General features: G+C 39.1%; 14 protein-coding genes. 11 read left to right on the top strand and 3 right to left on the bottom strand.

The genetic code is table 11. The annotated features are described in order from the left end of the window. On the top strand, nucleotides 1-743 hold a 743-nt coding region (rpsB, locus tag PCY17_RS09025; protein ID WP_301393425.1), incomplete at its 5' end, for a 30S ribosomal protein S2. A 78-nt stretch (nucleotides 744-821) separates the two neighbouring features. Next, a complete protein-coding gene (tsf, locus tag PCY17_RS09020) occupies nucleotides 822-1,862 on the top strand; it encodes a translation elongation factor Ts (protein WP_000808093.1) in 1,041 nt (346 codons plus the stop codon). 114 nt (nucleotides 1,863-1,976) lie between these two features. Here tsf and cysK read toward each other — a convergent pair whose 3' ends face one another. The 3 genes from cysK to PCY17_RS09005 all read right to left on the bottom strand — a co-directional run bounded on the left by cysK (nucleotide 1,977) and on the right by PCY17_RS09005 (nucleotide 4,095). Further along, nucleotides 1,977-2,903: a cysteine synthase A gene (cysK, locus tag PCY17_RS09015; protein WP_301393422.1), complete on the bottom strand. Its 927-nt coding sequence runs from the start codon at nucleotides 2,901-2,903 to the stop codon at nucleotides 1,977-1,979. Nucleotides 2,904-2,999: 96 nt separating this feature from the next. Next, nucleotides 3,000-3,443: a PH domain-containing protein gene (locus PCY17_RS09010; RefSeq protein WP_301393421.1), complete on the bottom strand. Its 444-nt coding sequence runs from the start codon at nucleotides 3,441-3,443 to the stop codon at nucleotides 3,000-3,002. A gap of 16 nt (nucleotides 3,444-3,459) precedes the next feature. Continuing rightward, nucleotides 3,460-4,095: a YigZ family protein gene (locus PCY17_RS09005; protein WP_070458162.1), complete on the bottom strand. Its 636-nt coding sequence runs from the start codon at nucleotides 4,093-4,095 to the stop codon at nucleotides 3,460-3,462. Between the two features lie 55 nt (nucleotides 4,096-4,150). On the opposite strand from PCY17_RS09005, the gene PCY17_RS09000 reads away from it, so the two are divergent. From PCY17_RS09000 to polA, 9 genes are all read left to right on the top strand, one after another. After that, entirely contained in the window at nucleotides 4,151-5,449 is a 1,299-nt protein-coding gene (locus PCY17_RS09000; protein WP_301393418.1) for a DEAD/DEAH box helicase, read from the top strand. Then, a complete protein-coding gene (locus tag PCY17_RS08995; RefSeq protein ID WP_301393417.1) occupies nucleotides 5,446-6,108 on the top strand; it encodes a ComF family protein in 663 nt (220 codons plus the stop codon). Before PCY17_RS09000 ends, PCY17_RS08995 begins: the two co-directional genes overlap by 4 nt. Nucleotides 6,109-6,187: 79 nt before the next feature. Next, a complete protein-coding gene (gene raiA, locus PCY17_RS08990; RefSeq protein WP_070458152.1) occupies nucleotides 6,188-6,730 on the top strand; it encodes a ribosome-associated translation inhibitor RaiA in 543 nt (180 codons plus the stop codon). Nucleotides 6,731-6,878: 148 nt separating this feature from the next. Further along, nucleotides 6,879-8,852 (top strand): DHH family phosphoesterase, encoded by a 1,974-nt coding sequence (locus PCY17_RS08985; protein WP_070458234.1) that lies wholly within the window; start codon nucleotides 6,879-6,881, stop codon nucleotides 8,850-8,852. Beyond that, on the top strand, nucleotides 8,849-9,301 hold the full coding sequence (gene rplI, locus PCY17_RS08980; RefSeq protein WP_000864204.1) for a 50S ribosomal protein L9: 453 nt from the start codon (nucleotides 8,849-8,851) through the stop codon (nucleotides 9,299-9,301). The genes PCY17_RS08985 and rplI overlap by 4 nt, the downstream gene beginning before the upstream one ends. 42 nt (nucleotides 9,302-9,343) lie before the next feature. Beyond that, entirely contained in the window at nucleotides 9,344-10,702 is a 1,359-nt protein-coding gene (gene dnaB, locus PCY17_RS08975; RefSeq protein WP_000852500.1) for a replicative DNA helicase, read from the top strand. After that, nucleotides 10,699-10,965 carry a Veg family protein gene (locus PCY17_RS08970; RefSeq protein ID WP_301393412.1) on the top strand — a complete coding sequence of 89 codons (267 nt, stop codon included), beginning with the start codon at nucleotides 10,699-10,701 and terminating at the stop codon, nucleotides 10,963-10,965. Before dnaB ends, PCY17_RS08970 begins: the two co-directional genes overlap by 4 nt. A gap of 100 nt (nucleotides 10,966-11,065) precedes the next feature. After that, nucleotides 11,066-12,199, top strand: coding sequence for an N-acetylmuramoyl-L-alanine amidase family protein (locus tag PCY17_RS08965; protein WP_301393410.1), 1,134 nt, complete (start codon nucleotides 11,066-11,068; stop codon nucleotides 12,197-12,199). 64 nt (nucleotides 12,200-12,263) lie between these two features. After that, nucleotides 12,264-14,897 carry a DNA polymerase I gene (gene polA, locus PCY17_RS08960; RefSeq protein WP_301393409.1) on the top strand — a complete coding sequence of 878 codons (2,634 nt, stop codon included), beginning with the start codon at nucleotides 12,264-12,266 and terminating at the stop codon, nucleotides 14,895-14,897. Nucleotides 14,898-14,963 lie beyond the last annotated feature (66 nt).

The following is a 14,963-nucleotide window of genomic DNA, read 5'->3' as shown; positions in this document are numbered from 1 at the left end:
TACACTTTGGTCACCAAACTCGTCGCTGGAACCCTAAGATGGCTAAGTACATCTTCACTGAGCGTAACGGAATCCACGTTATCGACTTGCAACAAACTGTAAAATACGCTGACCAAGCATACGACTTCATGCGTGATGCTGCAGCTAATGATGCAGTTGTATTGTTTGTTGGTACTAAGAAACAAGCTGCTGACGCAGTTGCTGAAGAAGCAGTACGTTCAGGTCAATACTTCATCAACCACCGTTGGTTGGGTGGAACTCTTACAAACTGGGGAACAATCCAAAAACGTATCGCTCGTTTGAAAGAAATCAAACGTATGGAAGAAGATGGAACTTTTGAAGTTCTTCCTAAGAAAGAAGTTGCACTTCTTAACAAACAACGTGCACGTCTTGAAAAATTCTTGGGTGGTATCGAAGATATGCCTCGTATCCCAGATGTAATGTACGTAGTTGACCCACATAAAGAGCAAATCGCTGTTAAAGAAGCTAAAAAATTGGGAATCCCAGTTGTAGCGATGGTTGACACAAACACAGATCCAGACGATATCGATGTAATCATCCCAGCTAACGATGACGCTATCCGCGCAGTTAAGTTGATTACAGCTAAATTGGCAGACGCTATCATCGAAGGTCGCCAAGGTGAAGATGCTGTTGCAGCAGTTGAAGCAGAATTTGCAGCTTCAGAAGCTCAAGCAGACTCAATCGAAGAAATCGTTGAAGTTGTAGAAGGCGACAACGCTTAATTCATATAAATAGTAATTACCTAGGAGGGCGGGGCTTAGCCCGGCTCTCCTATTTTTAAAAAATATAGGAGAATCAAAATGGCAGAAATTACAGCTAAACTTGTTAAAGAGTTGCGTGAAAAATCTGGTGCTGGTGTCATGGACGCTAAGAAAGCATTGGTTGAAGTTGAAGGCGATATCGAAAAAGCGATCGAATTGCTTCGCGAAAAAGGTATGGCAAAAGCAGCTAAGAAAGCTGACCGTGTTGCTGCAGAAGGTTTGACTGGTGTTTATGTTGATGGTAACGTTGCAGCAGTTGTTGAAGTAAATGCTGAAACTGACTTCGTTGCGAAAAACGCTCAATTTGTTGAGTTGGTAAACGCAACAGCTAAAGCGATCGCAGAAGGAAAACCAGCTAACAACGAAGAAGCTCTTGCTTTGACAATGCCTTCAGGTGAAACTCTTGAAGCGGCTTATGTGTCTGCAACAGCAACTATCGGAGAAAAAATCTCATTCCGTCGCTTTGCTTTGATTGAAAAAACAGATGCACAACACTTCGGAGCATACCAACACAACGGTGGACGTATCGGTGTTATCTCTGTAATCGAAGGTGGAGACGAAGCACTTGCTAAACAAATTTCAATGCACATCGCTGCTATGAAACCAACAGTTCTTTCATACAAAGAATTGGATGAGCAATTTGTTAAAGATGAGTTGGCACAATTGAACCACGTTATCGACCAAGATAATGAAAGCCGTGCTATGGTTGGTAAACCAGCTCTTCCACACTTGGCATACGGATCTAAAGCTCAATTGACTGATGAAGTAATCGCTCAAGCTGAAGAAGCTATCAAAGCTGAATTGGCTGCAGAAGGTAAACCAGAAAAAATCTGGGATAAAATCATCCCAGGTAAAATGGATCGCTTCATGCTTGACAACACTAAAGTTGACCAAGCTTACACACTTCTTGCACAAGTTTACATCATGGATGACAGCAAGACAGTTGAAGCTTACCTTGAATCAGTTAACGCTTCAGTAGTTGAGTTCGCTCGCTTTGAAGTTGGTGAAGGTATCGAAAAAGCTGCAAACGACTTTGAAGCAGAAGTTGCAGCTACAATGGCAGCAGCCTTGAATAACTAATAAAAAAGTAAGGAAGCAAATCAGCTTCCTTTTCTTTTGTTGGAGGGGGATTCAGAGGTTTATTTTAAAAGGTAAACAAAAAGCCCTATACAAGGGCTTAGTGTATTTAGGAGACTATACTTCAAACTCATAGAGAGCTGTAGATAGGTAACGCTCACCGTTATCTGGTGCGAGAGCAAGGACTTTTTTTCCTGCTCCAAGTTTTTTAGCAACTTCAATTGCTGCATAGATAGCTGCTGCAGAAGAAATACCTACCAAGAAGCCTTCTTTTCCGCCAATCTCACGACCAAGTGCGAGAGCATTGTCTGAGGTTACGCGAACGATACCATCATAAGCTTCTGTATCAAGTGTTTCTGGGATGAATCCAGCAGAGATACCTTGAATTTTGTGAGGTCCTGGTTTTTCACCTGATAAGATTGCTGATTCATCTGCCTCAACTGCAAAAACTTGAATGTTTGAATTAGCAGCCTTAAGAGCATGAGAAACACCTGAAATAGTTCCTCCAGTACCAACACCAGCAACAAAGGCATCTAAACCATCAGCTCCGAAATCAGCTAGAATTTCAGCTCCTGTTGTTCTTTCGTGAACTTCTGGGTTAGCTTGGTTAATAAACTGTAATGGTAGGAAACCATCACGCTCAGCAGCAATTTCCTGCGCTTTTGCAATCGCACCTTTCATTCCTTCGCTACCAGGAGTGAGGACTAGTTCAGCTCCATAAGCTTGGATAATTTTACGACGTTCGACACTCATGGTTTCAGGCATAACGATAACAACTTTATAGCCTTTAGCAGCACCAACCCATGAAAGTCCGATACCAGTATTTCCACTTGTTGCTTCCACAATAGTAGAACCTGGTTTAAGTTTACCTTCTTGTTCTGCTTTTTCAATCATACTTAGGGCGATGCGGTCTTTAACGGATGATCCTGGGTTAAAAGCTTCAAGTTTTACATAAACATCTGCTACACCTTCGGGTACAATGTTGTTTAATTTAACAATCGGTGTTCTACCGATGAGTTCTGTGATGTTGTTATAAATAGCCATATAAGCACCTCTTTATATAAGATGCTACTAGTATAACGCTAACTTTAACTTTTGTAAAATATAGAAATCCTATCACTCCGATAGGATTTCTTTATATCAGTGATTCAAATCGTTAATATTCAAACGATTGTGATAAGCTAATTCAAACAGATAAGTGTATAGAGGTATGATATCTGTTTTCTTTGGAAATTCAAATTTATGAGAATTAAAAAGTTCATTGTGAGATTTTAAAAAGGCATTTTCTAAATAAGTAATCGTAATCTCGCTATCATCAATCCCAAGTCCAGCAGTTTCCATCTCAACATTAACGATGTTCATGAGGAAAATTGATTTGATAGACATCTTCCGTCCGGTCGCCCCTTGTTTATCTGTAAAGATGATTCGGATGTTTGTAAAGATAATTGAGTCACGAATGAGTTTATATCCGCTTTGAATTTCTTCATTTTCTAATAAATATTGTCCAAACTCCTTGGTAAGAGCTTCTTTACTTTGCTCACTGAAGTTTCCAGCGAGTCCCTGAATTAATCTTCCAAAAGCCATATGATATTTCCTTTCTTTACGATAGGTTTACAGGTACTTCAACTTCACGTAAACCTTTGTCAGTTAGAGTAACTTTTCCATTGAAAAATTCAATGAGATCAGCCTTGATACCGTCTTTCTTTTCTTTATCAATGAAAATCATAGTGTCAACTTGATCTGTAAAGTTTGTCTCTAATTCTATGAGATTATGCTCTTTAAGAAAATTCCCATATTCTTGATACTGGGCATAGGTCATGTGAATCTGTATCCCTGCCTGCTCTTTGATTTCAATAATGCCAATTTCTTTAACTGCTAGGGCAACACTACCAGCATAAGCGCGTATCAAACCACCAGCCCCTAGTTTAATACCGCCGAAATAACGAGTAACTACCACACAGACATTAGTAAGGTTGTGATTCTCCAGAACTCCTAGCATAGGAATACCAGCAGTTCCACTAGGCTCTCCGTCATCACTGGTTCGCTTGATTTCACTACGTTCACCGACAATAAAGGCAGAGCAGTTGTGGGTCGCTTTATAGTGTTCTTTTTTGATAGCTGTGATAAAATCACGAGCCTCTTCTTCACTATAGACACGCTTGGCATGACAGATAAAGCGTGATTTTTTGATTTCTTCTTGGACTTGTCCGTCCTCTTTTATAGTTCTGTATTCCATATTTTTATTGTACTAAAAAATAGCGTAAAGTTCTACATTTTACGAATAAAGAAATATGAAAGTAAATCCAAATTATCTCGGTCGCCTTTTTACGGAACAAGAATTAAGTTTTGAGGAGAGACAACTAGCAAAACAAATTCCATCCATAAAAAAAGAGAAGGGCCAACAATATTGTCAGCGTTGTGGTAGTCAGATAAAAGAAGAATGGCATTTGCCTGTTGGTGCTTTTTATTGTCGAGAATGCTTGATTATGAAGCGAATAAGAAGTGATCAAAAACTCTATTACTTTCCGCAAGAATGTTTTCCAAAGCGAGATATACTCAAATGGTCAGGTCAACTGACTCCATTTCAAGAGCGGGTATCACAAGGACTCCTTCAGGCGGTAGATAAGAAGGAGGGCACCTTGGTACATGCAGTGACAGGAGCTGGTAAGACAGAGATGATCTACCAAGTTGTCGCTAAGGTGATAAATCAGGGTGGAGCTGTTTGTCTGGCCAGTCCACGAATTGATGTTTGCTTAGAGCTCCATAAACGATTACAAAATGATTTTGCATGTGAGATTGCACTACTACATGGGGAGTCGGATCCCTATTTTCGTACACCTTTAGTTGTAGCAACCACTCATCAACTATTAAAATTTTATCAAGCTTTTGATTTATTGATTGTGGATGAAGTGGATGCCTTTCCTTATGTTGATAATCCAGTGCTTTACCATGCAGTCAACAATTGTGTAAAGGAAAATGGATTGAGAATATTTTTAACAGCAACGTCAACAGATGAGTTAGACAGAAAAGTTAAACAAGGGGAGTTAAAGCGTCTCAGTTTGCCACGTCGCTTTCATGGAAATCCTCTCATTGTTCCCAAGCCAATCTGGTTATCGCATTTTAATAGATATTTAGAAAAAGATGGCTTACCTCCAAAATTAAAACTTTACATTGAGAAACAGAGAAAGACGGCATATCCCTTACTAATCTTCGCATCTGAAATAAAAAAGGGAGAAAAGCTAAAAGAAATTTTGCAGGAGAAATTTCCAAATGAGAAAATAGGCTTTGTATCCTCAATCACGGAAGACCGATTAGAGCAGGTACAAGCCTTTCGAGATGGAGAGTTGACGATATTAGTAAGCACAACTATATTAGAGCGTGGAGTTACCTTCCCTCGTGTAGATGTTTTTGTGGTGGAAGCCAATCATCAACTCTTTACCAAGTCAAGTTTAGTACAAATTGGTGGGCGAGTTGGAAGAAGCATGGATCGTCCTACTGGAGAACTTATATTTTTCCATGACGGACTCAATCAGTCTATTAAGAGAGCCATAAAGGAGATTAAACAAATGAATCAGGAGGCAGGAGTATGAAGTGTTTATTGTGTGCTAAAAGCTTGCAAACAGAGATAAGCTTTACTAACCTGCTCTATTTTAAAAAGGAGGAGGAACTAGTATGTGAATCCTGTATTTCGTCTTTCGAGAGTATTGGTGGTAATCATTGTCCTAGTTGTTTTAAAAAAGGAATGTCAATGATCTGTCAAGATTGTCAATTTTGGTGTAAAAAAGGTGTAAAGGTTGATCATGTAGCGCTTTATTCCTATAATCAAGCCATGAAAGAGTATTTTAGTCGCTATAAATTTGATGGTGATTATCTTCTTAGAAAGGTATTTTCTGATATATTAAAAAAAGAGTTAAAGAAGTATAAGGACTATCAGATTGTGATTGTTCCTCTGAGTGGCCAGCGTTTTAAAAGCAGAGGCTTTAATCAAGTTGAGGGTTTGATAAAGGATACTGGGTTATCATATCTTGATATTTTGATTAAAAACGAAGTTGAAGCTAGCTCTTCAAAAAATCGAGCAGATCGTTTACTTACAATATTTCCCTTTTTGTTGAAAGATGGAGTGAAGCTTCCAGAAAATATCTTACTATTTGATGATATCTATACAACTGGAACTACCTTGAATCGTCTTAAAAGTATGCTATTAGAGGCTGGTTGTCAGAATATTAAAACTTTTTCCCTCGCAAGATGAGGAAAAAGTTTGCAAAAAAAATATGAAAGCGTTATAATATAATTAGAAAAACAAATATGTTTAGAAAGAAGGTACTTATATGATTAAATATAGTATCCGTGGTGAAAACCTAGAAGTAACAGAAGCAATTCGTGATTATGTAGTTTCTAAACTCGAAAAGATCGAAAAATACTTCCAAGCAGACCAAGAATTGGATGCGCGAGTTAACTTGAAAGTCTACCGTGAAAAGACTGCTAAAGTAGAAGTAACCATTCCGCTTGGATCTATTACTCTTCGTGCAGAAGATATTTCTCAAGATATGTACGGTTCTATTGATTTGGTGACAGATAAGATTGAGCGTCAGATTCGTAAAAACAAAACTAAAATTGAACGTAAGAACAGAACTAAAGTATCTACAAGTCAACTCTTTACAGATGCTTTAGTTGAGGACTTAGATGTAGCACAACCAAAAGTTGTTCGTTCAAAACAAATTGATTTGAAACCAATGGATTTGGAAGAAGCTATCTTACAGATGGATTTATTGGGACATGACTTCTTTATCTATGTAGATGTTGAAGATGAAACAACAAATGTTATTTATCGTCGTGAAGACGGAGATATTGGTCTTCTAGAAGTTAAATAATCTTAAAAATTAGTCTGTAAAAGTGGTTTACACTAGTGTAAACCACTTTTTAGTTTGGATGTTTTACTATTATTTGAAAATAGTGTTCCCTCTTTAAAAGTCGCATTTTGGCTACAATTATGGTATAATAATGCGCAAGAGGTTTGTAATGAAAAAAAATGAAATAAATCCCTTTTTTATGTATCTGATTGCTATGGTAACCTTTACGATTATGACCATTTTGATTGTGTTAGTAAAGGATAATCTTATCACTATAGCAAGTCTATTTTTATTTATCGTATTCTATGTTCTGCTATTTAATTTCCAGAAAAAATATTACAAAAAAACAGATATCGAGCAAATCCAGTATGTTAATCATCAGGCTACGGATAGTTTGAGTGCTCTGTTGGAGCAAATGCCTGTCGGGGTTGTTAAATTAAATATGGACAGCAGTGAGATTGAATGGTTCAATCCCTATGCGGAATTAATTTTGACAACTGAGGATGGAGAAATTGATTTTCCTCAATTTCAAAAGATTTTAAAGAGTTCGATTTCTACTCCAGGGTCTTATGCCATTGTTGGGGAGAAACGTTATGCAGTGCATTTAGATAGAAATTCAGGTGTCTTATACTTTTTTGATGTTTCTGGTGAGTATGAGGCGACTGTTGAGCTTGTGACAAGTAGACCGGTAATCGGGATTATCTCAGTTGATAACTATGATGATTTGGAAAATGAAACGTCTGAATCAGACATTAGTCATATCAATAGTTTTGTTGCAAATTTTGTTTCAGAATTTGCTGGGAAACATGCCATGTTTTCTCGTAGAGTGAGTATGGATCGGTTTTATCTATTTACTGACTACACTGTACTTGGTCACTTGATGCAGGATAAGTTTTCTGTGATTGATACCTTTCGTGAAGAAGCCAAGCAACGGAATTTACCACTAACGATGAGTATGGGAGTTTCCTATGGTGATGGGAATCATGATCAGATTGGGAAGGTGGCTCTTCTTAATCTCAACTTAGCTGAAGTTCGTGGTGGTGACCAAGTTGTCGTAAAAGAGAATGATGAAACTAAAAATCCAATCTACTTTGGAGGAGGTTCAGCTGCATCTGTTAAACGTACTCGGACACGAACTCGTGCCATGATGACAGCTATTTCAGATAAACTTAAAAGTGTCGATCGAGTTTTTGTGGTTGGTCATAAGAATCTGGATATGGATGCTCTTGGCTCAGCGGTTGGAATGCAGTTGTTTTCGAGTAATGTACTGGAAGATAGTTATGTGATTTATGATCCTACACAAATGTCTCCAGATATTGCTCGAGCGGTTAACTACTTGGAAGAGGAGGGTGTTTCAAAACTTCTTCCTTTAGGACAGGCTATGACAATGGTTACCAAACGTTCCTTGCTTGTGATGGTTGACCATTCTAAGACAGCTTTAACCTTATCCAAAGAGTTTTATGACTTGTTTACACAGACGATTGTCATTGACCATCATCGTCGCGACCAAGATTTTCCAGATAATGCGGTTATTACCTATATCGAGAGTGGAGCAAGCAGTGCTAGTGAACTTGTAACTGAGTTGATTCAATTTCAAAACTCTAAGAAGAAACGTTTGAGTCGCATTCAGGCTAGTGTTCTTATGGGAGGAATGATGTTGGATACTAAAAATTTCACCTCTCGGGTAACTAGTCGAACTTTTGATGTTGCAAGTTATCTCAGAACGAGAGGGAGTGATAGCATTGTCATTCAGGAAATTTCGGCCACGGATTTTGAAGAATATCGATTAGTAAATGAGTTAATTTTACAAGGGCAAATGGTGCAGCCATCAATCCTGGTTGCTCAAGCTTTGGAGGATAAAGAGTACGATACGGTTGTTATTAGTAAGGCTGCTGACGCTATGCTTGCTATGTCTGGTATAGAGGCCAGTTTTGTAGTTGCTAAGAATAGTCAAGGAGCAATCTCCATTTCTGCGCGAAGCAGAAGTAAGATCAATGTCCAACGAATTATGGAAGAGTTAGGTGGCGGTGGTCACTTTAACTTAGCTGCGGCACGTTTGACAGATATGAGCCTGCAAGAAGCAGGAGATAAACTGAAAACAGTTATTTTTAATGAAACAAAAGAAAAGGAGTCAGAAGAATGAAAGTAATCTTTTTAGCAGATGTTAAAGGTAAAGGAAAAAAAGGTGAAATTAAAGAAGTGCCAACTGGATATGCACAAAACTTTTTAATTAAGAAAAACCTTGCTAAGGAAGCGACAGCTCAAGCTATTGGTGAGTTGCGTGGTAAACAAAAATCAGAAGAAAAAGCACATGCAGAGATGCTTGCAGAAGCGAAGGAAATTAAAGCGAAACTGGAAGCAGAAGAAACCATCGTTGAGTTTGTCGAAAAGGTTGGTCCAGATGGTCGTACATTTGGATCTATTACCAACAAGAAGATTGCAGAAGAATTGCAAAAACAATTTGGTATTAAAATTGATAAACGCCACATTCAAGTTCAATCACCAATCCGAGCAGTTGGTTTGATTGATGTTCCGGTGAAGATTTATCAAGATGTGACAAGTGTAATCAATCTTCGTGTCAAGGAAGCTTAATTTACGATTGGTTGACAACATTGTAAAAGGAAGGAAAGTCTGATGGCAGAAGTTGAAGAACTGCGTGTTCAGCCTCAAGATATTCTGGCAGAACAATCTGTGTTGGGAGCCATTTTTATTGATGAGACTAAACTCGTTTTTGTCCGAGAATATATCGATTCACAGGACTTCTTTAAGTATGCTCACCGTTTGATTTTTCAGGCTATGGTTGATTTGTCTGATCGTGGAGATGCTATTGATGCAACCACAGTTCGGACGATACTAGATAGCCAAGGTGATTTACAAACTATCGGAGGCTTGTCTTATCTGGTTGAGATTGTCAATTCAGTGCCAACCTCTGCTAATGCGGAATACTATGCTAAAATTGTAGCAGAAAAGGCTATGCTTCGACGTCTGATTGCTAAGTTGACAGAGTCTGTAAACCTAGCCTATGAAGCTTCTCAACCTGCTGATGAAATTATCGCTCGTGCAGAAAAAGGCTTGATTGATGTCAGTGAGAATGCCAATCGAAATGGTTTTAAAAATATTCGCGATGTATTGAATATTAACTTTGGAAATCTAGAAGCTCGTTCGCAACAGACTTCAGATATCACGGGTATTGCGACAGGCTATCGAGATTTAGATCATATGACGACAGGTCTGCATGAGGAAGAATTGATTATTTTGGCAGCTCGTCCTGCGGTTGGTAAGACAGCCTTTGCTTTGAATATTGCGCAAAATATCGGAACCAAACTCGATAAGACAGTTGCTATTTTCTCTCTGGAAATGGGTGCTGAAAGTTTGGTCGATCGTATGTTGGCTGCGGAAGGCTTGGTAGAGTCACATTCTATCCGTACGGGTCAATTGACCGAGGAAGAATGGCGTAAGTATACGATTGCTCAGGGTAATCTGGCTAATGCAAGTATCTATATTGATGATACACCTGGGATTCGGATCACAGAAATTCGATCTCGTTCTCGTAAACTGGCTCAGGAAACAGGTAATCTAGGCTTGATTTTGATTGACTATCTTCAGCTTATCACTGGAACTGGTCGAGAAAATCGTCAACAAGAAGTATCTGAGATTTCCCGTCAGTTGAAAATCTTAGCAAAAGAACTCAAAGTTCCAGTTATAGCTCTTAGTCAGCTTTCTCGTGGTGTAGAGCAACGTCAAGATAAGAGACCAGTTTTGTCTGATATTCGTGAATCTGGATCTATCGAACAAGATGCTGATATCGTAGCTTTTCTCTATCGTGATGACTATTATGAGCGTGGTGGTGAAGAAGAGGAAGGCATTCCAAATAATAAAGTAGAAGTGATTATCGAGAAAAACCGTAGCGGTGCTCGCGGAACGGTAGAATTGATTTTCCAAAAAGAATATAATAAATTTTCAAGTATTTCGAAGATGGAGGAACCAAGATGACAGACGCATTTACAGATGTGGCTAAAATGAAAAAAATCAAAGAAGAAATTAAGGCGCATGAGGGACAAGTGGTAGAAATGACCTTAGAAAATGGTCGTAAACGCCAAAAAAATCGTTTGGGAAAACTAATTGAGGTTTATCCATCGCTCTTCATCGTTGAGTTTGGAAATGTTGAAGGAGACAAACAGGCAAATGTCTTTGTTGAATCTTTCACCTATTCAGATATTTTAACAGAAAAGAACTTAATTCATTATTTAGATTAAGGATAATCATGAAAGTGGGAAGTTTCTCACTTTTTTCTTTTTCTTTCGAATGATATAGATGAGGTCAACCTCAAAAATCTAATTATTTGAAGGAGAATGAATGACATTTACTAAAGCAGGACATAAAAAGGGAACTTTTCTCAGAAAGACAGCTGTAGGATCAGCTTCACTATTACTAGCAGGAGCTTTTTGGTTTGGTGGAGGAACTGTTCATGCCAACCAGGCAAATAATGGATCACTGGCACGAGGAGATGATTATCCCTATTATTATAAAAATGGAAGTCAAAAAATTGATAAGTGGCGTATGTACTCGGGACAATGCACCTCTTTTGCTGCTTTTCGTTTAAGTAGTGTCAATGGTTTTGAGCTACCAGCTGCTTATGGGAATGCCAATCAATGGGGTTATCGAGCCCAAAAAGAAGGCTATCGTGTGGACCAGCAACCAGCAATTGGTGCGATTGCTTGGAGTACAAGAGGGCAATATGGTCACGTAGCTTGGGTATCTAACGTGATTGGAGACATGATTGAAATTGAGGAGTACAATTACGATTATACAGAAACGTATCATCGTAGAATTGTAAAAGCGAGTTCTATGACTGGTTTTATTCACTTTAAAGATGTTGGGAATGCTAGTGTAGGGCCTCATCAGTCTCTACTAGCTTTCAGTGGAACTCATCACTTCACAGAAAAATCAGCTATTATGGATCAGCCGACACTGACAGCTACTATTATTGAATACTATGAACCTGGAATGAGTGTTCATTATGATCAAACCTTTGAAAAAGAAGGATATAAATGGATTAGTTATATTTCACGAAGTGGAAACAGACGCTATATCCCCTTAACTAAAACAAGTAGTTCTAAAAATGGTTGGGAAAAAGAGGGAACAAGTTGGTACTACTATGAAAATGGTCAGAAAGCAGTTGGTTGGAAGAAGATTAATGGGAACTGGTATCATTTGCAAGCTGATGGTAGAATGACGACAGGCTGGTTAAAAGAAGGTTCGAATTGGTATTATCTGAAGTCATCTGGTGAAATGCAGACAGGTTGGCTGAAAGATAAGGGCATTTGGTATTATCTGGAAAGTTCTGGAGCTATGAAAACCAGTCAGTGGTTCCAGATTTCAGGAAAACATTACTATGTAAATGCATCTGGAGAATTGGCAGTAAATACGACTATCGATGGATTTCAAGTTGATGCTGATGGAGTTCGAGTAGAAAAACCAGCCTCATAAGTGTTATTCAGCATTTGGGCTCTTCCTAATGGTATTTTTCCCTGCTTTCCTTTATAATGGGTGTATGGACAAGAAAAAATTATTATTGATTGACGGCTCTTCAGTTGCTTTCCGAGCATTTTTTGCACTTTACCAGCAACTGGATCGTTTTAAAAATGACAATGGACTACATACCAATGCAATCTACGGTTTTCATTTGATGCTAAATCACCTGTTGGAACGCGTCCAACCGAGTCATATCTTGGTTGCTTTTGATGCAGGAAAGACGACTTTCCGTACCGAGATGTATGCTGATTATAAGGGTGGTCGTGCTAAGACTCCGGATGAGTTTCGCGAGCAATTCCCTTTTATTCGTGAGTTGCTAGATCATCTTGGGATTCGTCATTATGAGTTAGCCCAGTATGAGGCGGATGATATCATTGGTACCTTGGGTCGTTTGGCTGAAAATGAATCTTTTGATGTAACCATCGTCAGCGGGGATAAAGACTTAATCCAGTTGACAGATGAGCATACCGTGGTTGAAATTTCCAAAAAAGGTGTAGCTGAGTTTGAGGCCTTTACCCCAGAATATCTCATGGAAAAGATGGGGATTACACCAGCTCAGTTTATTGATCTCAAAGCTCTCATGGGGGATAAGTCTGATAATATTCCTGGGGTGACCAAGATTGGTGAAAAGACGGGTATCAAGCTCTTGTTAGAACACGGCTCGCTGGAAGGTATTTATGAAAATATCGATGGTATGAAGGCTTCCAAGATGAAGGAAAATCTCGTCAATGACAAGGAGCAGGCCTTTTTGTCTAAAACACTGGCAACTATTGATACCAAGGCACCGATTGAGATTGGCCTAGATGACTTGGTCTATAGTGGTCCAAATGTAGAAAGTTTAGGTAAATTCTACGATGAGATGGGCTTTAAGCAACTCAAACAAGCCTTGAATGCTTCTCAGGATAATCAAGCTGAGACTTTGAATTTTACCATGGTTGACAAAGTGACTGAAGATATGCTGAATGCCGACTCTATCTTTCACTTTGAACTTTTTGGTGAAAATTACCATACAGATGATTTGCTTGGTTTTGCTTGGTCGTGCGGAGACAAGCTCTATGCTACAGATAAGCTGGAACTTCTACAGGATTCGATTCTAAAGGATTTTCTAGAAAAAACACCTCTGAAAGTTTATGATTTTAAGAAAGCAAAAGTCCTCTTAAATCGTTTTGGTTTGAATTTGCAGGCTCCAGCTTTTGACAGTCGCTTGGCAAAATATCTTCTCTCTACTGTTGAGAATAATGAAATTTCAACCATCGCTAGTCTCTACGGTCAAACTTACTTAGTTGATGATGAATCCTTCTATGGTAAGGGTGTCAAGAAAGCTATCCCTGAGCGAGAGAAATTCTTGGAACACTTGGCTCGTAAGGTTGCTGTATTGGTTGAGACAGAGCCTGTTTTACTTGAAAAATTAAGCGAAAATGGGCAATTAGATCTCCTTTATGACATGGAGCAACCTCTAGCCTTTGTCCTTGCTAAGATGGAAATCGCTGGGATCAAGGTTAAAAAAGAAACACTTCTTGAGATGCAAGCTGAAAATGAGCTTGTCATTGAAAAGCTGACGCAAGAAATTTATGAGTTGGCTGGTGAGGAGTTTAACATCAACTCACCTAAGCAATTGGGCGTCCTTCTTTTTGAAAAACTAGGTCTCCCTCTCGAATATACCAAGAAAACCAAGACAGGTTATTCGACAGCGGTAGATGTCTTGGAGCGTCTAGCTCCGATTGCGCCGATTGTCAAAAAAATCCTCGACTACCGTCAGATTGCTAAGATTCAATCGACTTATGTAATCGGTCTACAGGATTGGATTTTAGCGGATGGCAAGATTCACACGCGCTATGTGCAGGATTTGACTCAGACTGGGCGTTTGTCTAGTGTCGATCCAAACTTGCAAAATATTCCTGTTCGTTTGGAACAAGGTCGCCTTATCCGTAAGGCTTTTGTACCAGAGTGGGAAGATAGCGTCCTTCTCAGCTCGGACTACTCACAGATTGAGCTACGAGTTTTGGCGCATATCTCTAAGGATGAGCACTTGATTAAAGCCTTCCAAGAAGGAGCTGACATCCATACCTCGACAGCCATGCGTGTCTTTGGAATTGAACGTCCTGAGGATGTGACTCCGAATGACCGTCGTAATGCCAAGGCGGTTAACTTTGGAGTGGTTTACGGGATTTCAGACTTTGGCTTGTCTAATAATCTGGGCATCAGCCGTAAGGAAGCAAAAGCCTATATTGATACTTACTTTGAACGCTTCCCAGGTATTAAAAACTACATGGATGAAGTGGTGCGTGAAGCGCGTGATAAGGGTTATGTAGAGACCCTCTTCAAACGTCGCCGAGAGTTGCCAGATATCAATTCGCGCAACTTTAACATTCGTGGCTTTGCGGAGCGGACTGCCATCAACTCTCCTATCCAGGGATCTGCGGCAGATATTCTCAAGATTGCTATGATTCAGCTGGATAAAGCCTTGGTTGCAGGTGGTTATCAGACTAAGATGCTTCTACAAGTGCACGATGAAATTGTTCTTGAAGTGCCTAAGTCAGAATTAGCTGCTATCAAAAAACTCGTCAAACAAACCATGGAAGAAGCAATTCAACTGAGTGTTCCATTGATTGCTGATGAGAATGAAGGCGTGACTTGGTATGAAGCTAAGTAAAAAATAGACTATTAAACAAAAAGAAATCCCCTTGAACAATATAGTTCAAAGGGGATTTTTGCTGAG

The organism is Streptococcus sp. SO2 (assembly GCF_030440025.1).
This window is presented reverse-complemented; position numbering and strand designations above follow the sequence as displayed.